Raw genomic sequence first — 25,048 nt, forward strand, 5'->3', positions numbered from 1 at the left:
GCTAACGCCTGCTCACATCACCCTTGCCGCAGGCGATTCCGTCCCGGTTCGGGTCCAGCCGCAGCGGGTCGTCCTTGCCGTTGACCTTGAGGCGGCCGTAGTCGTTCTTCTTCAGCCAGTCGCAGCGGGCCTTCGTCGTCGTCTTCACCGTGGGCGGGAAGTCCGTGGGGACGCAGACATTGGCGGAGCCGTAGTGGCGGTCGCAGCCGGAGACGGTCGGGCTGACCTTCTGCGCGCTGCGCTTCTTGCCGGGGCCCGTGACCTTGCCCTTGAGGTTGTCGGCGAAGTCGTGGACGTGCGCCGAGGAGTCCGTGGCGGAAAGCGCCTGCGGGCCCTGGAGGTGCACCCACTTGGCCACCGACGGCACCCCGTTGGCGTCGACCGCGAAGAGCATGTACCAGCCGGGCGGGGCCAGGTTGGGGTTGCTCGTCACGTTCAGGTCGACGTTGTTGCCGTCCACCGACAGCGGCAGATCGACGAACCGCTGGTTGGGGTCGGAGGAGTGGGTGACCGCGGCCGGACGGATCAGCTCCGCCTTCGCGATGGGCCGGTCGACGGTGATCCGCTGGGTGTCGCCGTACGTCCACTCGGTGTCGATCACCGAGGTGATCGCCGGCCGCTCGCCCTTGAGCAGATAGGGCGGGGTGTAGATCGACACGTCGTGGTTCCAGGAGCCGTTGCCCGGGTTGTCGCCGGTGGCCATCACACGGCCGTCGGGCAGCAGGAACGCCGAGGAGTGGTAGCCGCGCTCCTCCGGGTCGGCCGCCACCGGGTCGAAGGTGCCCGTCGCCGGGTCGTACAGCGACGACTCGTACACCGGGTCGGCCCGGTTGTGCAGGGCGCCCCCGGTCTCCAGGACCTTGCCGTCGGGCAGGAGCACGGCGGAGACGTACATCTTGCCCTGGTTGCCGGTCTGCGGGACCTTGCCGGCGCCGAGGTCGACGGTGCCCTGCGGCAGCGGCGGTCCGGCGACGTAGGACGGGTTGGGCTGCTTGAGGTCGATGACGTCGGTGAGGCGGTTGGCGTCCGGGTTGGAGTCGATGTTGCCGCCGCCGATGGTGAGGACCTTCTGGTCCTGGGCCGGAGGCAGCAGCACGCTCGCGGACTGGTCGCGCTCGTCCTTCTTCTGGAGGCCGGGGATCTGGGTGACCGTGTTGGCGCCGTAGTCGTAGATCGCCGAACCGGTGCCCGGGATGTTGTTGCCGAAGACATGGCTGCCCGAGTAGAAGAGGCGGCCGTCCTGCATCAGGATCATCGACGGGTACAGACCCCAGTACGACCAGGTCTGGTTGACCTTCCAGAGCTCCAGCCACTTCTGCTCGGCGTCCGACCACAGCTCGGCGGTCACCGAGCCGGTGGAGTCCTCCTTCAGACCGCCGAAGGAGATCACGTCACCGTTGCCGAGGACGGTGGCCGACGGGTACCAGTGGCCGTCGTTCATGTCGTTGGTCTTGCTGTACGTCTCGGTGACCGGGTCGAAGATGTACGAGTCCTTGTAGCCCTGGTAGCCGACCCTGCCGTCGGCCGACGGATAGCCCTTGTTGCCGCTCATGACGAGCACCCGGCCGTCGTCGAGCTGGACGTGCCCGGCGCAGAACATGTCCTTCGGCGTGGGGATCGTCCTATACGTACCGTTCTCGGGGTCGTAGACCGCGCTGGTGAACGTGCCCGCCTCGAACATCTCCTGGCTGTTGCCGGAGCCGGCGATCAGCAGCACCTTGCCGTTGTTGAGGACGACGGAGTGCATGGAGCGCACCGGGTTCTTCGTGGGCAGCACGTCCCAGCGGCCGTTGGCGCACTCCTCGGCCGTGCCCGTGCACACCGGGTCCGGCACCGCTTCGGCGACCTGGTCCATCGTGTAGTCGTCGGTGGTGACCGAGCCGGTGCCGTAGACGGAGACGCCCCAGGCGATCCGGTCGGTGCCGGCGGGCACCTCGGGTGTGCGGACCGTCGCCTCGGTCCAACCGGCCGCCATCTCCAGCGTCTTCAGGTCGGTCCAGTACTGCCAGCCCGCCGTGGCGTCGTGCCGGAACAGGGTGACCGAGGTGTCCGGGGTGGTCGACTTGTACCAGAGCCCCAGGTCGTACTGCTTGCCCACCGTGACGACCGGCGCGCACGCGGCGGACTCGGTGATGAGCGCCTTGCGGTCGCCCTCGGCCCGGCGGGTCAGGGTGACCTTCATGGCCTTGGAGCCCGAGTGGGCGTCTGCCACGGTCTCGAAGGTGAAGTCGTTGTCGCCCCACCCGGACTTCTTCCAGCAGTAGGGCATGTCGTCGGTCCCCGCGGTCTCGAAGCCGGGGTTCTTGACGAGGTTGGCGGCGGAGGCGGACTGGGGCGAGGTGAGGAGCAGACCGGCGGTCAGGGCGCCCACCCCGACCAGTGCGGTCCTTCTTCGGTGTCGGTTGACGAGGCGCTTGTTCATGCGGCTCTCCTTGCGGTGCGGCTCCCGCGCTGCCGACCTGAACGGCGGCGCGGCAGATAGACCAGCGCTTCGGTACCGGCGAAGCGCAGGACGAAGGTGATGACCAGGGCCAGCGCGGTGGCCGGCAGCACGGCCAGCCCGAACTGGCCCACCAGCAGCGCTATCAGCGGGATGCGCAGCACCAGGTCGGCGTTGGCAAGCAGCGCGAACCGAATGGTGCGGTCGGCCCAGTGGCGGTGCTGCCGGCGGTCGCGGAACAGCAGCTTCTCGATGAGCAGGAAGTTCCAGGCCACGCCGAACTGGTTGGCGACGATCTCGGCGGGCAGGTAGTGCAGGCCCGCTTCGGTGAACACCCACAGCGCGGCCAGGTTCGGTACGAAGCCGGTCAGTCCGATCAGCCCGAACACCACCATCCGGGACAGCGCGTCGGCCGTGCGCAGCCCGGCGAGATGCCGCAGGAAACGCCGCCCCTCGGCGGCCGTGGACTTGGACTCCCCCGCGAACCGCTCCTGGAAGACGAACGGCACCTCGGTGACCGCGCGCGGCCGGCTGCGCACCGCCAGCTCCAGCAGGATCTTGTAGCCGAGCGGCTTCAGCGCCTCGGCGGCGATGTCGCTGCGGCGGATCGCGAAGAAGCCGCTCATCGGGTCGCTGATGCCGTGCAGCTTGCGCGGGAAGAGGGACTTGGTCAGCCAGGTCGCCGCCCGTGACACGGCCACCCGGTAGCTGCCGGCGAGCCCGGCCCGGCTGCCGCCCTTGATGTACCGGGAGGCCACGACCAGCCCGGCGTTGGCCCGCTCGCCGGTGGCCACCAGGTCCGGCACCAGGGAGGGCGGGTGCTGGCAGTCGCCGTCCATGACGACGATCCAGTCCGACCCGGCCGCCTTCATCCCCTCCACGACCGCGCCGCCGAGCCCGCCGACGGGTTCGTCGCGGTGGATGACGGTGACGGGGAACGGGCAGTCCTGCGCGGCCTCCTTGATGACCTGCGGGGTGTCGTCGGTGGAGTCGTCCACGAAGACGACCTCGCAGGGCAGCCGGGACGGCACCGACTCGGTGATCCGGTGCAGCAACTGCCTTACGTTCGCGGACTCGTTGAAGGTCGGTACGACGATGGTGACGGCGCCCGGCTCGGCCACCTCGGCGGCCCGCACGGCCGGGTCGCCGAGCTCCTCGGGGGCGGTGTACTCGTGGGTCATCGGACGCCTCCGGAGGCGGTCTGGATCTGGCGGATCTCGATGCGGTCCTCGCCGGCGCCGAAGACGGCGACCGGCTTCGAGTGCTCGATGGCCGCCTTGACGTTGGGCAGGTCGACCGCGTCACGCCGGACCGTCGGGGAGGCGACGACGTAGTCGAGGTCCTTCCAGCCGCGCGGCATGGTCTTCGTGACGGCCGGGTCGAGGTCCGCCTTGTAGAACCAGATGACCCCGCGCCCCGGCTCGTACCCGGCGTGCACCAGGTCCAGCCACAGCGCGTCGTCGACGAGGACACGGGTGTCCTCCGGGTGCTCCACCTCACTGGCCAGCCACTTCGAGGCGGCCTGGTAGGGGGCGTTGGCGTCGGCGGTGACGGCCGTGCGGTCGCCGTCGTACCAGCGCGGGACGACATAGGCACCGGCGGCGATCGCGAGCACGGCCGCCAGTGCGTACCGTCCGCCCGTCAGATACCGGTGCTCGGTCCCGGACCGCCATCGCCGCAGTACGGCGTGGGCGACGGAGGCCGTTCCGCCGGCGAGGACGAGGGCGAGGAACGGCAGCGCCTGGATGACGTACATCGCGGGCAGATAGCCGCTGGGGCGCATCGCCACCAGGGCGAGGATCGCCACCGCGAACGACGGTCCGGCCAGGGCGCGCGCGGTGACCGACCAGCGCCAGGTGACCAGGAGCAGCAGGGCGCCCGCGAGGCCGCCGACGATGAGGACACGGTCGTAGTAGAGCCACGACTGAAGGACGCCGTGCGAGCCGGAGCCCTGGTCGAGGATGAAGCCCGAACCGGGCCGGGTCATCTGGTACTTGACGCCGTCCCACAGTGAGACATGTCCGCTGCCCGGGAACAACTCGCCCTTCAGCAGGGCGAACAAGGGGTACGACAGGCCGATCAGCACGCATGCGGTGACGCCGCCGGTCAGGGCGAACTTGCGGGTGTCGCGGTGGCTGTGCCGCCACATGGTGATCAGGACCGCGGGGAGGACGAAGAGCATCGTCTCCTTGGTCAGCACGGCCGTCGCGGCCGCCATCCCGGCGCCGAAGTGGTGCCACAGATGCCGGCTCGGCGAGGCGGCGAGGGCGAACGCGAGCAGCGTCCACATCACCGCGAGGTTGTCGAGGAAGATCTCCCGCTGGAGCACGACCGACAGCGGCGAGAGCCCGAACAGGACCATGCCGAGCCCGGCGGCCCAGCGCGGCAGGGACAGCCGCCGCCCCAGCACGTACACCAGCACCGCGCTGACCGCGCTGATGACGAGCATCGCGGCGCGCATGGTGCCGACGGTCATCGACTCGGGGCTGAGCGCGGCCGGTATCCAGGTCAGCAGGGCGAGTTGGATCCAGCCGAGGGGTGGGTGGTCGTACCAGTACGTGTAGTGGGCGAGGCCCCGGCCCTCCTGGACCGCCCAGGCCTGGGCGAGGTAGGTGCCCTCGTCGTCGCTGAGGGTCGGGTAGTCGGCGATGTTCCAGCCCTGGACGAGGAGGATCACGACGAGGAGTACGCCGCACAGGATCAGGTCGGGACGGGACGAACGCAGCCGTACCGGCGGCGTCGTTCGACCGGTCGGACGCGCCATGGGCGCAGGCTGCCGCTGCGCGGGGACCTTCTGAGTGGTCACCGCGGGAAGGGTGGAGGTCACGCAGGGACGTCCTCTCGGAGGTCTCGGGTCACTTCGGCGTCCGCGAGGTGCGCGCCTACGTGGCTGGTCAGCTCCCAGTCGTTCTGGCCGCGCTGCTCACGCCATACGGCGCGCAGGGCGGCCCCGGCGAGGAGCACCTGGTAGAAGGGGCCGCCCACGATCAGCTTCACGTAGTGGACGAAGCGCACCCGAAGCCCGTACTGCTTGCCGAAGTCGTGCAGTCCGACGAGCTCGAAGACGAAGGTGACGAGCGCGGTGACGGCCGGCAGGAAGGTGATGAAGGCGACGCTCACCGGCACGTCGAGGAAGAGCGCGACGGCCACGTTCAGCGGGATGATCAGGCCGGTGAAGGCCTGGAGGAACGGCGTGGTGAGCGTGTAGCGGGCGAGCAACCGCTGTCCGAAGGTGGGCAGTTGCCGCCAGTCGTTCTTCCGGTAGACCTGGAGGAAGCCCTGGTTCCAGCGGGTGCGCTGCTTCAGCAGCGACATCAGGCTGCCGGGCGTCTCCTCCTTGGTCACCATGTCGGAGTCGTAGGCGACGACGACCTTCTTGCCGACGCTGGACAGCCGGACGCCCAGGTCGCAGTCCTCGGCGAGGCAGTCGGGATCCCAGCCGTCGGCCTCCCTGAGCACGTCCGTCCGCACGAAGACGGTGTTGCCGCCCAGCGGGATGAACCCCTTCTGCGCGTGCAGATGCAGCCGCGACCGGAACCAGAAGAAGTACTCCAGGCAGTTGCGCAGGCTGTACCAGCTGGAGTGGAAGTTGATGAGCTGGACGCCGCCCTGGACCACGTCCGCTTTCGTCGTCCGGAACGCGTGGTCCACGTGCGCGAGGAGCTCGGGATGGACCTGGTCCTCGGCGTCGAAGACCCCGACGACGTCGCCGCGGCAGTGCGGCAGCGCGGTGTTCATGGCCTTCGGCTTGTTCTTCTTCTCGTGGGTGTCGACGACGACACGGACGCGCGGGTCGCGGGAGGCGGCCTTCTCGGCCACCTCCGTGGTCTCCGGGTCGTCGTGTCCGACGATGACGATGATCTCGAAGTCGGTGTGTGTGGATTCCAGCAGTCGCTGGATCGTGTGGTCCAGCACGGCTTGTTCGTGCCGTGCCGGGAGCAGCAGCGAGAACGACACGTGCTCGCCGCCGTCCGGTCTGCTGAACCGGGTGGAGGCCAGCACTTCGGGCGTACGCCACGCGTGCATCTGCCACCACAAGGTGAAAGCCGCCATCCAGAACAAGGCCAGCGAGACGACGGCTATGAAAACAGACGTCAGCAAAAGATCCCCCCAGATCCCCAATGCCCCCTGTCGCGACGGTGCGTCACACCCGTCGCGTCACTGTGGAGAGGTTAGGGGGGATCTGTGAAGCCCGCAGGCCGTTTTGATGAAGAGCGCGTTTCCTCACAACGAGCCCCGAGAGTGAACAATTCGAACACAGCCTACGTAAGTGGCCCGATATGGCCACGGTTTCACCTGGTCAGCGCGGCCCTCAGACGCTCCGGATCCGTGGTCGGGGCGTCGCACGTGAAGTTGCGGCACACGTACGCGGCGGGTGCGCCCTGTCGCAGGGGACGGTCGGCGAGAAGGGGAAACTCGTCACTCTCCGGAGTTCCCATGGCCACGACTGCACCGGGGGCGGTGCCGAGAAGTGCCGTACGGTGCAGGGCTTTTGTCGCCTCGTCATCGAGTGCCGGTCCGACGACCGCGACCTCGCGCGGCCCGTCGAGGGCGGCCTCGGCGACCGCCAGACCCCAGCCGATGAAGCGGGGGACGCGCGGGCCGAGGGCCTTGACGACGCCGAGCGCCCGTTCGGCGGCCCTGCGATGGGGCTCGGCGCCGGTCTGGGCGGCGTAGCTCAGCAGGGCGCCGGCCGCGGCGCTCCAGCCGGAGGGTGCGGCGTTGTCGGTGGGGTCCTGCGGCCGGCGGATCAGCCGCTCGGCGTCGGAGGCGGTGTCGTAGAGGGCGCCGGACTCCTCGTCGACGAACCGGGCGAGCACGTGGTCGAGCAGGAACCCGGCGAAGTCCAGCCAGACGCCCTCGCCGGTGACGGAGGCGAGCGCCAGGAAGCCCTCGGCGACGTCCGCGTAGTCCTCCAGCACACCCGCGTTGGCGCCGACGTGACCGTCCTTGCTGGTACGCGCGAGACGGACGTGGTCGTCGAGGTGCAGCCGCACGAGGAGGTCGGCGGCTCCGAGAGCGGCGTCGACCAGGTCGGGGCGGTCGAAGTAGGCGCCGGTCTCGGCGAGAGCGGCGATCGCGAGGCCGTTCCAGGCGGCGACGACCTTGTCGTCACGGCCGGGGGCGGGGCGCTCGCTCCTGCTGTCCAGCAGCCTGCGCCGTACGGAGCTGATCTTCTCGGCGTCGAACAGCCCGTCCTGCTGCGGGAGTTGCAGGACGGACGAGCCCTGCTCGAAAGTGCCCTCCTCCGTCACGCCGAAGTAGCGGACGGCGAGCTCGGCGTCGTCGTCGCCGAGGACCTCGCGCAGCTGCTCCGGCGTCCACACGTAGTAGGCGCCCTCGACGTGCCGGCCGGTCCCGTCGTCGCTGTCGGCGTCGAGAGCGGAGGCGAACCCGCCCTCGGCGGTGCGCAGTTCACGCACCATGAAGTCGGCGGTCTCCAGCGCGACCCGGCGGGCCGGCTCGGAGCCGGTGGCGCGCCACAGGTGGGCGTAGACACGGCACAGCAGGGCGTTGTCGTACAGCATCTTCTCGAAGTGCGGCACGACCCAGTCCCGGTCGACGGAGTACCGGGCGAAGCCGCCGCCGATCTGGTCGTAGATACCGCCCCGGGCCATCCGCTCACAGGTGTCCCGCGCCATCTGCAACGCGCCCTCGGCACCGGTGCGCGCGTGATGCCGCAGCAGGAACTCGATCACCATGGACGGCGGGAACTTGGGGGCGCCGCCGAATCCGCCGCGCTGCGGGTCGTACTCCCGGGTGAGCCCGAGCAGCGCCTGCGCGAGCTCCTGCTCGCCGGGCGCCTCGGGCCCGCCGTAGGAGATCTCCCGGCCGGCGAGGTCCCGCACGATCTTCCCCGCGACCTCGGCGACCTCGTCGCGCCGGTCGGTCCAGGCACTGCGCACCCCCTCCAGGACCTGCCGGAAGGAGGGCATGCCGGAGCGGGGCGCGGGCGGGAAGTAGGTGCCGAAGTAGAACGGCTCGGCGTCCGGGGTGAGGAACACGGTCATGGGCCAGCCGCCCTGGCCGGTGGCCGCCTGCACGGCCTCCATGTAGACGGCGTCCACGTCGGGACGTTCCTCGCGGTCGACCTTCACGCTGACGAAGTGGGCGTTGAGGTAGTCGGCGGTCTCCTGGTCCTCGAAGGACTCGTGGGCCATCACGTGACACCAGTGACAGCTGCTGTAGCCGACGCTGAGCAGGACCGGTTTGCCGCTCTTACGGGCCTCCTCGAAGGCCTCGGCCGACCACGGCCACCAGTCGACCGGGTTGTCCGCGTGCTGGAGCAGGTAGGGGGACGTCTCGTGAGCCAGTCGGTTCGGCATGGGGTCCATCCTGCCGCAGTACCCCACGGGTCACGCGTCAGGCGTCTCCCAGACGGTGACCTTGAGTTTTCCGCCGCCGCTGTCCGGAGCGGTGACGACCTGGAGGTTAGGCGACCCGTCCCTCGACGGTCAGCAGACAGAACGCCTCTCCCGGCTGCACGTTCGACGCGCCGTAGCTGCCGTTGCGCTCCACGCTCTCCAGGCACTCCTGGGGCGTCGCAGTGGTACCGGGGTCGGCCCAGGGAGCCAGGTTGTCCGCCGAGTCCGGGACCGAGATCGTCGGGTTGACCGTCCGAGGATTCCCACCACCGGGATGACGATCCCGGCGACCCACCAGGCCCTGCGAGGCTGCTGTGGCGGCTGCGGCGGCTGCGGCTGAGGCGGCTGCGGCGGCCCCCAGGGCGCGCCCTGCGGCGTGGGCGTGTCTCCCCCGGCTGTTCTGTCGACGACGGCGTTCACAATGGCCACTCGGACGAGCCGCACCACCAATTCACAGACCCTCCACAGTGGTTCGCGCACCGCCCGCCCCCTCGCCCCCGTGCGCGGTACGCAGCACACTTGACCAAGGACGCTGTTTCCGCCGGAGGGGGACGTGACATGCGAGACAGCCATCGGGCCGAGGCCGAGCGGCTGTTGGTCCGCGCCGTGGAGGAGGAGGTGCGGCGCTCGGGCGGGCGTACCGACGGACAGGTGCTGTTGTCCCGGGCGCGTGCCGCGCTGGACGACATGGCGCAGGCGGCCGCCGAGGAGTACGCGGCGTATACACGGGCCCTGGACGAGGCGGACGCCGGTCGGCTGTCGTTCGGGCAGCGGTTCGCGCGGGAGGGCGGTGCCACGCCGCTGATCGTGGCCGGTGTCGCCGCGGTCGCGGCCGTCGTGTCCGACCTGGCGCTCGGCACCGGCCCGACCACCGCGGTCGGCGCGGGCGTCACCGTGGGCGTCGTCGGCGCCGCGGCCACCGTCGTGAAGGTGGCCGGCACGCATCTGCCCGCCGCACATCACCGCGCGGGCGCCGCCGGCCAGCCCGGCGGCCCGGAACAGCTGCGCCTGCAATGGCTGACGGCGCTGGAAGTACGCGGCATCCGACCGTTCCTCGACCAGCAGCGCGTGCTGAGCGCCTCCACCGGCCCGAAGAAGTCGTCACCGCGGCTGAGAGGCGCCGACAAGAGCGCCGCGGCCCGGGGGCGGAGCGTGCTGGAGCAGTCGTTCGGCCAACTCCCCGAGCCGATGGGCCCGTTCGCGGGCCGCCGGCCGGAGCTGGCCCGCATCCGGCAGTGGGTGCAGGCGGCCCGCGCGAGTACGGAGACCAGGCCGACGGTGGTCGTCCTGCACGGCGCGCCCGGCAGCGGCCGCACCGCACTGGCGATCCGCGCGGCGCACGACCTGAAGGACCAGTTCCGCGGCGCGTGCGTGGTGGACCTGCGCGGCGACACCACCGAGGAGCCGCCACTGTCGACGCGAGACGCGCTGCTGCATCTGCTGAACCGTCTGGGCGCGCCCCGCGAGCAACTCCTCTTCCGTGAGCGCTCGTCGGCCGAGCAGCAGGTCAAGCGGCTGAGCGAGCTCTACCACCAGCACCTCACCGGCCTTCCGGTCACGGTCGTACTGGAGGACGCCTCGGACGCCCGGCAGGTCCGTACCCTCGTCCCCGAACGCTCCGACAGCCTGGTGCTCGTCACCGCCCGCGAGCCCCTCGACCTGCCCGGGGATCTCGCCGCCTGGGTGCATCAGCTCCCGGTGGAGAAGCTGGACGCGGCGGGCGCGGAGGAGCTGCTGACGGCCTCCGCACAGGATTCCTCGGGCCCCTACGACGCCGAATCCACCGACGAGATCCGGGAGTTGTGCGGTGGGCTGCCGCTGGCGCTGCGGATCGCGGGCTCGTCGCTGGGCCCGCGATCACCGCGCGCGCTGGCGACCGATCTGGGCGCGTACGGCCCGGTGGAGCCGATCGAGCGGGTGCTGTGGCTGCGCTACACGGACCAGTCGGAGGCGGCCCGGCGGTTGCTGCGCCGGCTTGCGCTCGCGGGCCGCGCCTCGCTGGGCGCGGCAGCGGCGGCCTCGCTGCTGGCCACCGACGAGGCGGAGGCGACCCGTCACCTCGTGGCGCTGTCCGAGGCGGGCCTGGTCGACCACGTGCGCGGCAACCGCTACCGCCTGCACGACCTGGTCCGCGCCTTCGCCCACGCCCGCCTCCTCGACGAGGAGCAGCCCGCGGAGCGCACGGCGGCCCAGGAACGGCTGATCGTGAACTACGCCGATCTCGCCGAGTCGGTCCTGCGCCTGGTCGACGGCAACATGTCGACCCGCTCGGACCGCTTCAGCCCGCACGGCTTCACCTCGCTGGACGACGCGCTGCGCTGGCTGGACGACGAGTCGAGCTTCATCACCGCGGCGCTGCGGCACGCCGAGGACGCCAACCAGGCGGCGGTGCTCAACCTGCTGGGCGCGCTGTGCGACTACTGCCTGCTGCGCGGCGACCTCTACCGCCTCGGCGAGATCAACGAGCTGGCGCAGGCCGTCGACAAGGGCCTGCTGGTCCGCTCGGTGCAGTGGCGCACCGGCATCGCGGCCCGCCAGCTCGGCGAACTGGACAAGGCCCGCACCACCCTGACCTCGGTGGTCGAGCTCTACATGGAGGCCCACCACGACGCGGGCGCGGCACGCGCGCTGTGCTCGCTCGGCATCACCCTCCACCACCAGGGCAACCTGACCGAGGCGGCGACGAAGCTACGGGAGGCCCTCGATCTTCAGTCGGCGCCCGAGCTGTCGACGGACCGCGCCTGGACGATGCACGCGCTGGCGGCGGTGGAACGCGACCGGGGCCACGTCGCCGAGTCCCTCGGCCTGCTGACCGAGTCGCTGTCCCTGCACCGCGCCGGCGAGTCGCTGCACGGCGAGGCCTGGGCCCACTTCCAGCTCGGTCAGCTGGGCCTCAGGATGGGCGACGTACCGCGTGCGGAGGCGGACCTGCGGGCGGCCCTGGACCTGTACGGCCGGACCCGCGACGCCCGCGGCGAGGCGTGGGCGATGACCCAGCTGGCCCGGGCCCGGCTGGTCGCCGGTGATCCGTCCCCGGCGGTGGACGGACTGCGCCGGGCGGCCGCCCGCCACCGCGACAACGAGGACGCGCGCGGCGAGGCCTGGTCGCTGTACTACCTGGGCCAGGCCCTGGAGGAGACGGGCAACCTGGACCTCGCGGTACGGGAGCTGGAGCGCTCCCGGACGATGTTCTCCCGCATGCGGGACGTGTACGGCCTGGCGTGCGCCCGGCACCACTCGGCGCGGGTGACCCGCGACCAGCGGGCCGCGCAGACGGGCTCCCTGCGCAACTCCGGTTTCGCCCGCCAGCTCCTGGTGGACGCCCGCGCCGACTTCCAGCGCATCGGTGTCGCGCACGGGGAGGCGTGGACCTGTCTGGAGCTGGTGGTGGTGGACGCCGGGAACACCCGGACCCAGCAGGCGCTGGCCCTGTGCGACGACGCGATCGGTCTGTTCGCGTCGTACGGCGACCGGCGCGGCGAGGACTGGGCCCGCTTCCTGCGCTGCACGCTGCTGCCGTACGCCGCTCCCGGCGGTGTGGAGATCGGCACGGCGGTGGCCCAGGAGGAACTCGCCCAGCTGTCCCGCGCCGGCCATCCGCTGCGGGACGCGAAGCTGGACGACTACGTGGAGGCGTACCAGCTGCTGCTCGAACGCGGTGTGAACCTGGAGGCGGGATGGCAGGCCTGGCGGCTCGGCATGGTGCCGAACCGCCACGCGCGGGAGGTCATGGGGGTGGCGGCTGCGGCCCGGCACTGAACGGTGCCGGGCGCCGCGGCCTCCTCAGCCCTGCTGCGGCTTGGCCGCACCGCTCGCTTCGGCGGAGTCCCCGGAGTCTGCCTTCGGATCCGGGGCCTCCGTGAAGTCGACCCTGCTCATGTGGCGGTTCATGGACTTCATCAGGCCCCACACGGCCAGAGCCAGCATCGCGAAGACGATGAAGCCGAGGACGCCGGGGGTGACCTTGTCCTCGTCCACCTCCTTGGCGAGGGTGGCGAGCTGTGTCATTGCCAGGCTTGCGCTTGCGCTCATGTCAGGCATTGTCGCGGATGCCCGCAAAGAGGTCGTCCTCGGGGAGGGAGGTATCGACGAGGGACTTCGCGAGCTCGTACTCCTCGGTCGGCCAGACCTCCTTCTGAAGGTCCAGCGGCACCTTGAACCAGCCGCCGTCGGGGTCGATCTGCGTGGCGTGCGCGATCAGCGCCTTGTCGCGGATCTCGTAGAAGTCGCCGCAGGGCACGTGCGTGGTGAGGGTGCGCTGCTTCATGCCGAACTCGTCCCAGCGCTTGAGCCAGTCGCCGTACGGGGACTCCAGGCCCCGGTCCAGCATGGCCTGGTGCAGGGCCTCGGTGCGGGGGCGGTTGAAGCCCTGGTTGTAGTACAGCTTCTGCGGCTGGTAGGCGGGGCCGAACTCGGCCTCCGGGTACTTCTCGGTGTCCGCCGCGCCCTCGAAGGCCACCATCGAGATCTTGTGGGTCATGATGTGGTCGGGGTGCGGGTAGCCGCCGTTCTCGTCGTAGGTGGTGATCACCTGGGGACGGAAGGACCGGATCTGCTTCACCAGCTCGCCGGCGGCCTTGTCGACGTCTTCCAGGGCGAAGCAGCCCTCGGGGAGCGGCGGCAGCGGGTCGCCCTCGGGCAGGCCGGAGTCGACGAAGCCGAGCCACTCCTGCTTGATGCCGAGGATCTCGCGGGCCTCGTCCATCTCCTTCTTGCGTACCTCGTGGATGTGCTCCTCGATGTACTTGTCGCCCTGAAGCTTCGGATTGAGGATGGAGCCGCGCTCCCCGCCCGTGCAGGTCACCACCAGCACGTCCACCCCCTCGGACACGTACTTCGCCATGGTCGCGGCGCCCTTGCTCGACTCGTCGTCGGGGTGGGCGTGCACGGCCATCAGTCGCAGCTGGTCAGTCAAGACTCAATCCTCGTAGTCGGCGCCCGGTGTCCACCGGCGCGATCGGCGCTTCTATAGTGACCGAATCGGGGGACGGATAATTCCGCGGTACGGCCCGCAGGCCCCACTTTCGGGACATCGGTCCCACCCGGGCGGAGAGGACGATCATGAGCACGGCGAGCACGCGGGCGCCCGAGGGCCGCTACGGCCGCTCCTCGGACGCACGCGCCGACCGCACGCTCAAGGTCGTCGGTGCCGTCCTCGGGGCGCTGCTGCTGGCGATGATCGGCTACTTCGCCTACCACTACATCGGCAAGAACAAGATCAGCGCCGAGGTGATCGAGTTCGACGTCGGCAAGGACTCGGTGAAGGTGCATCTGGAGGTCCGCAAGGACGCCGGCGCCTCCGGCTACTGCACGCTGCGCTCCCAGGCGGAGAGCGGCGCCGAGGTGGGCCGGGCCGACTTCCGCTTCGACGGCGACTCCACCCGCATCGACAAGGTCGTCACGCTGCGTACGACGTCCCCGGGGACGACGGCCGAGCTGCTCGGCTGCCACGCCGACTGATCCGACCGACCGAATCCGACCGAACTGGTCCGACACCGACCGGACGGGTACGTAATACGTGGGCACTGACCTGCGTTGATGCGATTCTGATGGCTTATGTCCTCCCCCTTCGGCCGTTGAATTGTTAGGCTCGTGGTTTCGCCCATCCATGAAGGAACATCCTTCTGGGTAGGGCGATGCTTTGTATTCCCAGTACCTACGAGGAGCACCTGTGACCCAGACCAGCGAGAACGTCACCTGGCTGACCCAGGAGGCGTACAACCAGCTCAAGGCCGAGCTGGAGTACCTGTCTGGTCCTGCGCGCACGGAGATCGCCGCCAAGATCGCGGCCGCGCGCGAGGAGGGCGACCTGCGCGAGAACGGCGGGTACCACGCGGCCAAGGAGGAGCAGGGCAAGCAGGAGCTCCGTGTGCGCCAGCTGACCCAGCTCCTGGAGAACGCGAAGGTCGGCGAGGCGCCGGCGTCGGCGGACGGTGCGGTGGCTCCCGGCATGGTCGTGACGATCGCCTTCGACGGCGACGAGGACGACACCCTGTCCTTCCTGCTGGCCTCCCGCGAGTACGCGAGCACCGACATCGAGACCTACTCGCCGCAGTCCCCGCTGGGCTCCGGTGTGATCGGTCACAAGGTCGGCGAGGACGCCGAGTACGAGCTGCCCAACGGCAAGACCGCCTCGGTGAAGATCCTGAAGGCCGAGCCCTACAACGGCTGACCCAGCCCCCGGGACCGGCTCGACCGGTCCCCCGCCGGCCCCCGGCCGCCCCTCGGCGCCGGGGGCTTCGTCATGCCGTGGCGGAGCGGTACTTCCGCACCGCCAACGTACGGAAGACGGCGATGATCAGGATCGAGTAGATCAGCGAGGCCCACACCGGGTGCTGCATGGGCCAGGCGTCCGACGGTGAGACTCCCGGATTGGCGAACAGCTCCCGGCAGGCCTGGACCGTGGCGCTGAACGGGTTCCAGTCGGCGACGTGCCGCAGCCACGGGGTCATATGGCTGGTGTCCACGAACGCGTTCGAGATGAACGTGACCGGGAAGAGCCAGATCAGTCCGCTGGACGTGGCCGCCTCGGGGGTGCTCACGGACATGCCGATCAGGGCGCCGATCCAGGTGAACGCGTAGCCGAGCAGAAGCAGCAGACCGAAGGCGGCGAGAACCTTGCCGGCGTTGGTGCTGCCGTCCGACCCCACCCGCCAGCCGACCAGCAGGGCGACCGCGGCGAGCACGACCAGGGTCAGCGCGGTCTGCACGAGGTCGGCGAAGGTACGCCCGGTCAGCACCGCGCCGCGCGCCATGGGCAGCGAGCGGAAGCGGTCGATGAGGCCCTTGTGCATGTCGTCGGCGATGCCCGCACCGGAGCTGGCGGTGGCGAAGGTGACGGTCTGCGCGAAGATGCCCGCCATCAGGAAGTTCTTGTAGTCGGCAGCGCTGGTGCTGTTGCCGATCTGCATGGACCCGCCGAAGACGTAGGTGAACAGCACCACGAACATGATGGGCTGGATGAGCCCGTAGATGATCATTTCCGGGATCCGGGACATCCGGATCAGATTGCGCTTGGCGACGACCATCGAGTCCCGGACGGACTGTCCGAAGGGGTTCGTGGCAGGCGCGACCCGCACGGTGTCGGTCACGGCGCTCACTTCGCGGCCTCCTTGTCGTGGTTCTCCTCGTTCTTGATCTCCGCCAGGTGGCCCGTCAGCGACAGGAACACATCGTCGAGGGTGGGCCGGCGCAGTCCGATGTCGTCGATCTCGATACCGCGGGTGTCGAGCTCGCGGATGACCTCGGCGAGCAGCTTGGCGCCGCCGGTCACGGGCACGGTGAGCTTGCGCATGTGGTCCTCGACCGTCGTGTCGCCCTTGCCGAAGCCGCGCAGCACCTCCGAGGCGGCCTGTATGTCGTCGCGCTCGTGCACCACGACCTCGACGCGCTCCCCGCCGGTGCGGGCCTTGAGCTGGTCGGAGGTGCCCTTGGCGATGACATGGCCGTGGTCCACGACGGCGATGTCATGGGCCAGGTGGTCGGCCTCCTCCAGGTACTGGGTGGTCAGCAGCAGCGTCGTACCGCCCGAGACCAGTCGTTTGATGACCTCCCACAGCAACTGGCGGTTGCGCGGGTCCAGGCCGGTGGTCGGCTCGTCCATGAACATCACGGGAGGTGAGACCACCAGGGCCGCCGCGAGGTCGAGCCGGCGGCGCATGCCTCCGGAGTAGGTCTTGGTGGGCCGGTCGGCGGCGTCGGCGAGGTCGAACTCCTCCAGCAGCTCGCCCGCGCGGGCCTTCGCCGCCTTGGCCTTCATCTGGTAGAGCTGGCCGACCATCTGGAGGTTCTCGCGGCCGGTCAGATACTCGTCCACCGCGGCGAACTGGCCGGACAGGCCGATGGAGCGGCGAACGGCGTCGGGATCCTTGAGGACGTCGACACCGGCCACGACCGCCGAACCGCTGTCCGGTCGCAGCAGGGTGGTCAGACAGCGGACGGCCGTCGTCTTGCCCGCGCCATTCGGCCCGAGCAGACCCAGGACGGTGCCCTCGGGGACATCGAGGTCGACACCGTCCAGAGCCCTTACGTCACCGAAGGTCTTCACCAGGCCTTCGGCATAGATGGCGCCTGGCATATGAGTCTCCACGTCGTCGGGGAAGCTTCGGGAAGCCTAGGTTTGCACTTTCGTTCCGCTCGGGTGCGGATTTTTCGAGACACACCATAACGCGATGTATCGCGTCTCTCAATGGAGTTTCCCGAACGAGTGACAAAGAGACTCCGACCTGGGGCTTTCACCCGCGGGGTCGCCCAGGCCGGGCGACCTTGCGCGGCTCAGTCGATGACGGTGTAGCCCGCTTCGCGCAGGGCCTGGCCGACCTCGACGCAGTGCGCTCGGCCCTTCGTCTCCAGGTGCAGCTCGACCTCCGCCTCCGTGAGCCCGAGCCGTGGGTCGGTCCGTACGTGGCTCACATCGAGGACGTTAGCGTCCACCACTGACAACGCCCCGAGCAGCGTGGCGAGCGCGCCCGGCCGGTCCGTCAGCCGCAGCCGTACGGCCAGGTAGCGGCCCTGCGCGGCCATGCCGTGCCGCAGGACGCGCTGGAGCAGCAGCGGGTCGACGTTCCCGCCGGACAGCACCGCGACGACCGGGCCCTCGAAGGCGTCCGGGTCGCTCAGCAGCGCCGCGACCGGGCTCGCCCCGGCCGGTTCGACGACCAGCTTGGCCCGCTCCAGACACAGCAGCAGGGCCGTGGCCAGCTCGTCCTCGCTGACCGTACGGACCTCGTCCACCAGGTCGCCGATGATCCGGAACGGCACGTCACCGGGGCAGCCGACCTTGATGCCGTCGGCCATCGTCGCCGGGTTGTCGAGGGCGAGCGGGCGCCCGGCCGCCAGCGAGGGCGGGTACGCCGCCGCGCCCTCCGCCTGCACGCCCACGATCCGTACGTCGGGCCGCAGCGACTTCACCGCCATCGCGATGCCGGCCGCGAGCCCTCCCCCGCCGATGCCGACGACGATCGTGCGGACCTCCGGGCACTGTTCAAGGATCTCCAGGCCGACCGTCCCCTGACCGGCGATGATGTCGGGATGGTCGAAGGGGTGGATGAACACCGCGCCCGTCTCGGCCGCGTACTCCTGCGCCGCGGCCAGTGTCTCGTCGACCACCTGCCCGTGCAGCCGCACCTCGGCGCCGTAGTCCTGGGTCGCACTGATCTTCGGCAGCGGGGCGCCCTTCGGCATGAACACCGTCGAGTGCACGCCGAGCAGCGACGACGCCAGCGCGACCCCCTGCGCGTGATTGCCGGCGCTGGCCGCCACGACCCCCGCCGCGCGCTCCTCCGGGAGCAGCCCGGCGATCCGGACGTAGGCGCCGCGCAGCTTGAACGAGCCGGTCCGCTGGAGGTTCTCGCACTTGAGGTGCACCGGCGCGCCCACCAGCTGGGACAGATACCTGCTGCCTTCCATCGCCGTCACCCGCGAGACGCCCGACAGCATCTTCTGGGCACCCCGTACGTCGTCGAGCGTGACGGGAGGCAAGGAGTCAGCCTTGCGGTAGCTCATGACACAAGTCTCGCAGTTCACAGGCGCGCCGCCCTGGTGTGACCAAGCACCGAGACAGGTTTACGCAGCGCCGGTACACCCCGCGCCCGGGCCGCGTACCCTGTCCCCCAACCCAGCACCCCCTTCATGAAGTGAGCCTCCGGCCATGCCCACAACACCTGACATGTCGATGGACATGACGACCGTCGCTGACAGCGGTCTGCTCGACACGCTTCAGCACGAGGTGGCGGTGTTCGCCCGCCGTGCCGAACAGACCCGGCTCGGCGGGGTCGGGCAGGTGCGCAACTCCATGGACCGCGCCGCATACCTGCTGCTCAACCGCCTCGACAAGGAAGGCCCCATGGGCGTCAAGGCGCTCGCTGCGAGCATGGGCATCGACTCGTCGACGGTCACCCGGCAGGTGGCGCCGCTCGTCGACACGGGGCTCGTCAAGCGGACCTCGCACCCCGAGGACGGCCGGGCCGTGGTGCTCCAGCTGTCGCCGCGCGGGCAGTCCCGGCTGGAGGAAGTGCGCTCGTCACGGCGACAGTTGATGGCCGAGCTGACACACGACTGGGCACCCGAGGAGCGTGAGTCGTTCTGCGCGCTGCTGACCCGTTTCAACACCGCGCTCTCCACCCGCATGGCCGCCCAGGGGATCTCGGGCACCGAGACGAACGCGGCCTCCTGACCGTCCTGAAGGGGCACCGCCCCTCGGCTCGCCGCCGCCTCTTGCGCGGCCGGCACACGCGCGTGCCCGCGTGATCCGCTCCCGGCTCTTGACCCTGGGCCGTCGCTGGCCTCATATGAAACCGAGTCCTCCCCGTGCGACCGGCGCGTCAGGCGCGGGGACGGGCCGGTTCCTCAGGACGCGGCAAGGCGGGAGGGGCGGTGGGACGACGCAGAGAGGTCCAGGACGCCCGCCGGGACCGGGAGTTCGAGGCGTTCGTCGCGGGCGCGGCGGGGCGACTGCTGCATGCCGCCACGCTGCTCACCGCCGAGCCCCGGGACGACAACCCGCGCGCGCGGCGCCTGCTGACGCTGTCCCTCGCGCACACGTACGCGAGCTGGGACCGACTGCGCGGCGAGGACCCGTACGACCGCGCCCGCCAGCACCTGGCCGGCCGCTTCTCCCGGGCCGCCTGGCACGAGTACGGCGCTCTGGGCGCCCTGGGCCGGTCCCGCCCGCCCGCCGACGGCCCGCTCGCCCGGCTCTCCCCGCAGCAACGGCTGATCCTGGTTCTGCGGCTGTACGAGGGTGTCGCCGAGGAACAGGTGGCGGCCCTGCTCGGCTTGCCCCACGAGCGTGTGCAGGCGCTCTGCGACCGGGCGACGGCGACGCTGCTGCACCCGCCCCGGGAGAGCGCGCCGACCGTGCTGGGAGCGAAGGCGGTGTCGCCGTGAACCGCCCCCAACGCGAAGCAGCCGCACGCCGGATCATGGAGCGCACGCCTCCGCCGGTGCCGCCGGACCTGTACGTGGAGGCGGTGCGGCGCGGCGGCCGTGTGCTGCGCCGCCGGAGGGCCGCCGCACGGCTGATGTGGCTGCTGGTGTTCGCGGCGGCGGTGGCGTTCACGGTGTGGGCGCTGACGGCGCAACCGTGGGTGGAGCCGCCCTCGGAGACGACTCCACCACTGATGGGCTGGTGAGCCCTGGGCCCTTCCGGCCTGGGCTCAGCCGAGCGCCTGCTGAAGGTCTTCGAGCAGGTCGTCGACGTTCTCGATACCGACGGACAGACGGACGAGGTCGGCGGGCACCTCGAGGGCCGAGCCGGTCACCGAGGCGTGGGTCATCCGTCCCGGGTGCTCGATCAGGGACTCGACGCCGCCCAGGGACTCGCCGAGGGTGAACACCTTGGCGCGGTTGCAGACCTCGACCGCCGCCTCCTCACCGCCGGTGACCCGGAAGGAGATCATGCCGCCGAACGCCCGCATCTGCTTGGCGGCGACCTCGTGCCCGGGGTGCTCGGGCAGGCCCGGGTAGAGCACCTGCGTCACGCGCGCGTGCCGGGTCAGCATGTCGGCGATCTTCGTGGCGTTCTCGCTGTGCCGGTCCATGCGCACCGACAGTGTCTTGGTGCCGCGCAGCACCAGCCACGAGTCGAAGGGGCCGGCGACGGCGCCCATGGCGTTCTGGTGGAAGGCCAGCTCGTCGCCCAGGTCCGAGTCGCTGACGATCAGCGCGCCGCCGACCACGTCGGAGTGGCCGCCCATGTACTTGGTCAGGGAGTGCACGACGACGTCCGCGCCGAGCGACAGCGGCTGCTGAAGGTAGGGCGTGGCGAAGGTGTTGTCGACGACGAGCTTCGCGCCGGCGTCCCGGGCGACCTGTGCGACGGCGGGGATGTCGGTGATGCCGAGCAGCGGGTTGGAGGGGGTCTCCACCCAGACGACCTTGGTCTTCGGGGTGATGGCGGCCCGCACGGCGGACGGGTCACTGGTGTCGGCGACCGACCACTCCACCCCCCACCGCGCAACGACCTTCGCGAACAGCCGGAACGTGCCGCCGTACGCGTCGTTGGGGATGACCACGTGGTCACCGGGGCTGAGCAGCGTACGCAACAGGCAGTCCTCGGCCGCCAGTCCGGACGCGAACGCGAGCCCGCGACGACCGCCCTCGAGGGCGGCGAGGTTCTCCTCCAGGGCGGTCCTGGTCGGATTGGCGCTGCGGCTGTACTCGTAGCCGCCGCGCAGGCCGCCGACGCCGTCCTGCTTGTAGGTCGAGACCTGGTAGATCGGCGGGACGACCGCGCCGGTAAGCGGATCGGCGGTGTTACCGGCGTGGATCGCGAGGGTCTCGAAGTGCTGACTGATGTGCCTGTCGCTCATGGGCACCGAGCGTAGTGCGCGAACGGGACGGATGCCGGACGACGGGGTTTCCGGGCCCCTCGCACCTCAGCGGCGGACCCGGACGGCAGGACCCCACCGGCCCCCCACCGGACCGCACCGGACCCCCACCAGACCCCAGGTGACCAAGGCAGCAGAACGCTTTCTCCACAGGCCTGCGACCTCGTTGGCCAATTGTCGGCGGCGTCTGGAACGCTGGAGCCATGGAAATTCTCTGGGTCCTGTTCGCGGTGCTCATGATCGGCTTTGTGCTGGTGCCGTTCATGCGCCGCAGGCGGGGCATGATCGAGCAGGTCCAGCCGGGCCACCCGGACGCCGCGGACCCGGCGAACTACGGCTTCGTACGGCAGGAGGAGCTGGACATCCGCATGCCCGGCCCCGACCAGGACCTGCTGGACGTCCTCGACCTGGTGCAGCGCACCCAGGACTACCGGGCCGCCTCGCAGCTGCTGGCCGGCACGGAGGCGGAGGGCGAGCTGCGCTGGCAGCGTGTGCAGGCCTTCGCCGGCGCCGCCGCACTGGAGCTTCAGCAGCGCCCCGGCGGTGTCAGCGAGTCGCCGGGCGGCCAGTGGCTGCGGGTGTGGCGGACCGAACAGCCCAAGGACGCAGGCGGGGCGGCCGTCCACGCGGAGTTCCTGGTGCAGCAGGCGTGGCGCACGGCGACGCCCGGCACGGACGAGTTCCGGATCATCATGGAGGAGGCGAAGTCGGCGTGCGGCGACGCGGCCCTGCTCGCTCCCGGTGACCCGATCCCGTACATCGTCGAGCTGTCGGTGGCCCGTGGACTCGCCTATCCCCGCCCGGAGTTCGAGCAGCTCTGGCTGAAGATCCTGGACCGCGCCCCGGCCCACATGGGCGCCCATCTGGCGGCCCTGCACTACTGGTGCGAGAAGTGGCACGGCTCGCGCCAGCTGGCCAACGAGTTCGCGGAAGCGGCGGCGGCCCGCGCTCCCCAGGGCTCCCTCCTGGCGGCCATGCCGCTCTTCGCGGTGTTCGAGCACCTGCCGGAGGTGAACCTGGTCAGCGGCTTCTACCAGAGCGAGGTCGTGACGAAGGCGATCCACGGCGCGCTGTACGCGGTGAACGCGGCCCGCCCCGACGACCCGATGCTGGCGCACGTACGCCACCTGCTGATCTTCTTCCTGGTCCGCGGCGAGCGCTGGTCGGAGGCGATGAACCAGCTGATCCACGTCGACGGCCATGTCGGCGCCCTGCCCTGGACACTGTCCACCGACCCGGCCGCCGAGTTCGCCGTCTACCGCGCGCTCGCGGTGGCGGGCTACGAGGCGAACGGCGGCAGCCCGGCGACTCTGCCGCACTGATCAGCGGGCCCACGAGGGTCCGGGAGCGGCGGCCGGAGCATCTCGGCATCTCGGTGGCGTGGGGCCCGGGACACGTGAGAGGGCCGACTCCCAGGAGAAGTTGCCTCCGGGGCCGGCCCTCATCATGTTGCGGAGGGTGGACGACGGACCAGGAGTCAGACAGGCCGCCTGTTGAGCGCGCGGACGGCGATGTCGTACGCCAAGCCGGCGATCGCGAGGGCGACCGCGGGCCAGACCACGCCCGGCTGGACGTGGCCCGTGGCGATGGCCGCGGTGAGCCCACCACTACTGCCGACGGCTGTGATGGTGGGGATGGCGGGCAGCCGCGGCGCCGGTACCTCGAGCCGCCATACCCTACGGCGTACCCCTTCCGGATCAGCGACCTTCTGGTCCGAAGTGATCTTCTTGGTGCGGCGCTGGGGGGTCATTCGCAGGTCCCTTACTGAGTGCTGACTTTGTTCGGGCAGCACGAGTCCCGCGGAGAAGACGGGTGCGCTGCGCGCCTGACAACCGCCGGCACAAAGAGACCGGCGCCGCCCCGCTCACACGCGTGGACTGGCTGTTCCTCTCAGTGAAGGCGGCGCCGAACTTCCAGCCAAACCCGATACTCGAAGTCGAAGAAATGGCGATGAATGAGCAAGCGACCGCTCAGAATGCCCCCCACGGCAATCACCGCGATCTTCGAATCATTCATCGCCGAGCCGCCTCGATGAAACAGCGGTCACGCTACGGCTGTTGATCATCCGTGCTCCCGTTCGGATACCGCGGATCAACTGGATGTCGAGTCCCCGCACCTGAAGAATGACCCGCCTGCTGAGAAAGCGGTGCGAGGGGGGTTCATGGGCCGGAGGATCAATGTCCTGCCCGACGACGGACGGCCGTTGACGGGCTTCGCGTTAGCCTTGCGCGCGCTGCGTGAGAACTCGGGTTCCCCCAGCCTGACCAGGCTGGCCAAGAAGACGGGCTATGCCCAACCCCGTCTTTCGGAGTTGTTCAACGCCCGACGGGTGCCGCACGACGACCTCGTCCACGATGTTGTCCAAGCACTCGGCGGAGACCCCCAGGCTTGGTTGGCACGACTGAAGACGCTGCGTGAAGCCGAGGAAGAGTTCCAAGCGGCCGCCGAACGCCAAGGTGACTCCCCGGAAGCGAGATTGGCGCGCCTGGAGTACGAGAACAAGCGACTGCTGACGCTGACCCTTCACCCCGATTCCGTTATCGCGCAGGCGAACTCGGCAGCCGAAGCCGCGGCAGCCCGTATGGAGAGAGCGACGGCACTTGAGGCGCAGGCGCGCTCCGTACTGTCGGAGGCCATGGCGCAGGTCCAGCAGGCCCACGAGCGGATGCCCGATGTGGAACGGCAGGCCGAGTCGATCCTTGCGGAGGCACGCGCAAAGGCCGACCGGCACGTACTGCTGGCCCGGATGGAGCACGACCAGATCGTCCAGGAAGCCAATGACCGGGCTGACGCGGTCCGCCGCAAGGCGCAGCAGGAAGCGAGCGCTCTGAAGCAACGGGCCATCGAGGATGCCAAGGCCCATCGCGAGAAGGCAGCCGCGCAGACGGACCGGATGCTCAGCGAGGTCGACCTGCTCCGCGGTGAGGCCGAGCAGGCGGTTCAGCGATCCGAGACGCAGCGGTCGAACATGGAAAGACGAGCGAAGATCGAGATCGAGCGGCTCGTTCGCGCGGTCCAGAAGGGGCTGGACACCGTGGGCGCCGCCGAGGAGGCCCACCTTCTGGAACTTCTGCTGATCGACTTCAACATCAACGAGAGCCACACCGAGGTGAAAGGCCGGCACGCGCGTCGGCAGCCCGAGACCGGCCCTGCCACCGATTCCCCGGCACAGGTGGCTGAGGCCGCCATCCCGGGACAGGCTCCGCAACCGGTCGACGCGGACGACGCACAGCTCTGGCGTCCCTGGGGCTTTCCCCAGCGTCAAGTGTGACCGTGGCGCCGGACAGGCACCGGCTGCGGAGCCCCGGCCAGTGGGGCTCCGCAGCCGACGGGCGGGCCGACGTGCGGTCAGCCCTCCGCGCGGGCCGGCAAGCGCCACCCCGGGCGCGGGAAGTGGCAGGTGTAGCCGTCCGGGTAGCGCTCCAGGTAGTCCTGGTGCTCCGGCTCCGCCTCCCAGAAGGGCCCGACCGGCTCCACCTCGGTGACGACCTTGCCCGGCCACAGGCCGGAGGCGTCCACGTCCGCGATGGTGTCCTCGGCGATCCGCTTCTGCTCGTCGTCCACGTAGTAGATCGCCGAGCGGTAGCTGAGGCCGATGTCGTTGCCCTGGCGGTTCTTCGTGCTCGGGTCGTGGATCTGGAAGAAGAGCTCCAGGATCGCGCGGTAGTCCGTCTTCTCGGGGTCGAAGAGGATCTCGATGCCCTCGGCGTGTGTGCCGTGGTTGCGGTAGGTCGCGTTCGGCACGTCACCGCCGGTGTATCCGACCCGGGTCGCCGTCACGCCCGGAAGCCGACGGATCAGGTCCTGCATCCCCCAGAAACATCCGCCCGCGAGCACGGCCCTCTGCGTCTGCGCAGCCATTGCGGCCCTCCAATACGTGTCAGCTGGTCATTGGGGCTGCTCGGGTCGCACAT

Annotated in this window: 23 protein-coding genes; 9 read left to right on the forward strand and 14 right to left on the reverse strand. The window is 70.2% G+C overall.

The genetic code is table 11. The annotated features are described in order from the left end of the window. Nucleotide 1: 1 nt before the first annotated feature. The 6 genes from ACIQWG_RS20515 to ACIQWG_RS20540 all read right to left on the reverse strand — a co-directional run bounded on the left by ACIQWG_RS20515 (nt 2) and on the right by ACIQWG_RS20540 (nt 9,100). The gene (locus tag ACIQWG_RS20515; RefSeq protein ID WP_404097575.1) at nt 2–2,422 is read right to left on the reverse strand and encodes a galactose oxidase-like domain-containing protein; all 2,421 of its coding nucleotides are present in this window, start codon (nt 2,420–2,422) and stop codon (nt 2–4) included. Next, complete coding sequence (locus ACIQWG_RS20520) at nt 2,419–3,621, reverse strand: glycosyltransferase (protein ID WP_404097578.1); 1,203 nt, start codon at nt 3,619–3,621, stop codon at nt 2,419–2,421. Before ACIQWG_RS20520 ends, ACIQWG_RS20515 begins: the two co-directional genes overlap by 4 nt. Next, nucleotides 3,618–5,267, reverse strand: a complete 1,650-nt coding sequence (locus tag ACIQWG_RS20525; RefSeq protein ID WP_404097581.1) for an ArnT family glycosyltransferase — start codon at nt 5,265–5,267, stop codon at nt 3,618–3,620. Before ACIQWG_RS20525 ends, ACIQWG_RS20520 begins: the two co-directional genes overlap by 4 nt. Continuing rightward, nucleotides 5,264–6,541 carry a glycosyltransferase gene (locus ACIQWG_RS20530; RefSeq protein WP_404097584.1) on the reverse strand — a complete coding sequence of 426 codons (1,278 nt, stop codon included), beginning with the start codon at nt 6,539–6,541 and terminating at the stop codon, nt 5,264–5,266. The genes ACIQWG_RS20525 and ACIQWG_RS20530 overlap by 4 nt, the downstream gene beginning before the upstream one ends. Before the next feature lie 191 nt (nt 6,542–6,732). Then, nucleotides 6,733–8,766, reverse strand: coding sequence for a thioredoxin domain-containing protein (locus ACIQWG_RS20535; RefSeq protein ID WP_404097586.1), 2,034 nt, complete (start codon nt 8,764–8,766; stop codon nt 6,733–6,735). 106 nt (nt 8,767–8,872) lie between these two features. Further along, nucleotides 8,873–9,100, reverse strand: a complete 228-nt coding sequence (locus ACIQWG_RS20540; protein ID WP_404097589.1) for a hypothetical protein — start codon at nt 9,098–9,100, stop codon at nt 8,873–8,875. Between the two features lie 263 nt (nt 9,101–9,363). Between ACIQWG_RS20540 and ACIQWG_RS20545 the strand changes: the two genes are divergently transcribed. After that, on the forward strand, nt 9,364–12,564 hold the full coding sequence (locus ACIQWG_RS20545; RefSeq protein ID WP_404097592.1) for a tetratricopeptide repeat protein: 3,201 nt from the start codon (nt 9,364–9,366) through the stop codon (nt 12,562–12,564). A gap of 24 nt (nt 12,565–12,588) precedes the next feature. On the opposite strand, the gene ACIQWG_RS20550 is transcribed toward ACIQWG_RS20545, so the two are convergent. Both ACIQWG_RS20550 and mca read right to left on the reverse strand, forming a co-directional pair. Next, complete coding sequence (locus ACIQWG_RS20550; RefSeq protein ID WP_404097595.1) at nt 12,589–12,846, reverse strand: hypothetical protein; 258 nt, start codon at nt 12,844–12,846, stop codon at nt 12,589–12,591. After that, nucleotides 12,839–13,699: a mycothiol conjugate amidase Mca gene (mca, locus tag ACIQWG_RS20555; protein WP_404097753.1), complete on the reverse strand. Its 861-nt coding sequence runs from the start codon at nt 13,697–13,699 to the stop codon at nt 12,839–12,841. The genes ACIQWG_RS20550 and mca overlap by 8 nt, the downstream gene beginning before the upstream one ends. Nucleotides 13,700–13,866: 167 nt before the next feature. On the opposite strand from mca, the gene ACIQWG_RS20560 reads away from it, so the two are divergent. Both ACIQWG_RS20560 and greA read left to right on the forward strand, forming a co-directional pair. After that, nucleotides 13,867–14,265 carry a DUF4307 domain-containing protein gene (locus ACIQWG_RS20560; protein ID WP_404097597.1) on the forward strand — a complete coding sequence of 133 codons (399 nt, stop codon included), beginning with the start codon at nt 13,867–13,869 and terminating at the stop codon, nt 14,263–14,265. 211 nt (nt 14,266–14,476) lie between these two features. Further along, nucleotides 14,477–14,977, forward strand: a complete 501-nt coding sequence (greA, locus tag ACIQWG_RS20565) for a transcription elongation factor GreA (RefSeq protein ID WP_404097599.1) — start codon at nt 14,477–14,479, stop codon at nt 14,975–14,977. Between the two features lie 70 nt (nt 14,978–15,047). Here the strand turns inward: greA and ACIQWG_RS20570 are convergent, their stop codons facing one another. The 3 genes from ACIQWG_RS20570 to ilvA all read right to left on the reverse strand — a co-directional run bounded on the left by ACIQWG_RS20570 (nt 15,048) and on the right by ilvA (nt 18,309). Further along, a complete protein-coding gene (locus tag ACIQWG_RS20570) occupies nt 15,048–15,905 on the reverse strand; it encodes an ABC transporter permease (protein WP_404097602.1) in 858 nt (285 codons plus the stop codon). Further along, complete coding sequence (locus tag ACIQWG_RS20575; RefSeq protein WP_404097605.1) at nt 15,902–16,882, reverse strand: ATP-binding cassette domain-containing protein; 981 nt, start codon at nt 16,880–16,882, stop codon at nt 15,902–15,904. The genes ACIQWG_RS20570 and ACIQWG_RS20575 overlap by 4 nt, the downstream gene beginning before the upstream one ends. A 197-nt stretch (nt 16,883–17,079) precedes the next feature. Continuing rightward, nucleotides 17,080–18,309, reverse strand: coding sequence for a threonine ammonia-lyase (ilvA, locus tag ACIQWG_RS20580; protein WP_404097608.1), 1,230 nt, complete (start codon nt 18,307–18,309; stop codon nt 17,080–17,082). Between the two features lie 163 nt (nt 18,310–18,472). Here ilvA and ACIQWG_RS20585 point away from each other — a divergent pair, with 163 nt between their 5' ends. The 3 genes from ACIQWG_RS20585 to ACIQWG_RS20595 all read left to right on the forward strand — a co-directional run bounded on the left by ACIQWG_RS20585 (nt 18,473) and on the right by ACIQWG_RS20595 (nt 19,937). Then, on the forward strand, nt 18,473–18,979 hold the full coding sequence (locus ACIQWG_RS20585) for a MarR family winged helix-turn-helix transcriptional regulator (protein WP_404097755.1): 507 nt from the start codon (nt 18,473–18,475) through the stop codon (nt 18,977–18,979). Between the two features lie 200 nt (nt 18,980–19,179). Next, nucleotides 19,180–19,692: a sigma factor-like helix-turn-helix DNA-binding protein gene (locus ACIQWG_RS20590; protein ID WP_404097610.1), complete on the forward strand. Its 513-nt coding sequence runs from the start codon at nt 19,180–19,182 to the stop codon at nt 19,690–19,692. Beyond that, a complete protein-coding gene (locus ACIQWG_RS20595) occupies nt 19,689–19,937 on the forward strand; it encodes a hypothetical protein (RefSeq protein ID WP_404097613.1) in 249 nt (82 codons plus the stop codon). The genes ACIQWG_RS20590 and ACIQWG_RS20595 overlap by 4 nt, the downstream gene beginning before the upstream one ends. Nucleotides 19,938–19,961: 24 nt before the next feature. Here the strand turns inward: ACIQWG_RS20595 and ACIQWG_RS20600 are convergent, their stop codons facing one another. After that, complete coding sequence (locus tag ACIQWG_RS20600; protein ID WP_404097615.1) at nt 19,962–21,116, reverse strand: cystathionine gamma-synthase; 1,155 nt, start codon at nt 21,114–21,116, stop codon at nt 19,962–19,964. 221 nt (nt 21,117–21,337) lie between these two features. On the opposite strand from ACIQWG_RS20600, the gene ACIQWG_RS20605 reads away from it, so the two are divergent. Next, a complete protein-coding gene (locus ACIQWG_RS20605) occupies nt 21,338–22,456 on the forward strand; it encodes a hypothetical protein (protein WP_404097618.1) in 1,119 nt (372 codons plus the stop codon). 155 nt (nt 22,457–22,611) lie between these two features. On the opposite strand, the gene ACIQWG_RS20610 is transcribed toward ACIQWG_RS20605, so the two are convergent. Continuing rightward, nucleotides 22,612–22,884 carry a hypothetical protein gene (locus ACIQWG_RS20610; RefSeq protein ID WP_404097621.1) on the reverse strand — a complete coding sequence of 91 codons (273 nt, stop codon included), beginning with the start codon at nt 22,882–22,884 and terminating at the stop codon, nt 22,612–22,614. A gap of 122 nt (nt 22,885–23,006) precedes the next feature. Here ACIQWG_RS20610 and ACIQWG_RS20615 point away from each other — a divergent pair, with 122 nt between their 5' ends. Beyond that, on the forward strand, nt 23,007–23,195 hold the full coding sequence (locus ACIQWG_RS20615; protein ID WP_404097624.1) for a hypothetical protein: 189 nt from the start codon (nt 23,007–23,009) through the stop codon (nt 23,193–23,195). A gap of 100 nt (nt 23,196–23,295) precedes the next feature. Continuing rightward, nucleotides 23,296–24,405, forward strand: a complete 1,110-nt coding sequence (locus ACIQWG_RS20620) for a helix-turn-helix domain-containing protein (protein WP_404097626.1) — start codon at nt 23,296–23,298, stop codon at nt 24,403–24,405. Between the two features lie 77 nt (nt 24,406–24,482). Here the strand turns inward: ACIQWG_RS20620 and msrA are convergent, their stop codons facing one another. Continuing rightward, nucleotides 24,483–24,995, reverse strand: coding sequence for a peptide-methionine (S)-S-oxide reductase MsrA (gene msrA / locus ACIQWG_RS20625; RefSeq protein WP_404097629.1), 513 nt, complete (start codon nt 24,993–24,995; stop codon nt 24,483–24,485). Nucleotides 24,996–25,048 lie beyond the last annotated feature (53 nt).

This window comes from Streptomyces sp. NPDC098781 (assembly GCF_044759995.1).
In the GTDB taxonomy this organism is placed as follows: Bacteria; Actinomycetota; Actinomycetes; order Streptomycetales; family Streptomycetaceae; genus Streptomyces.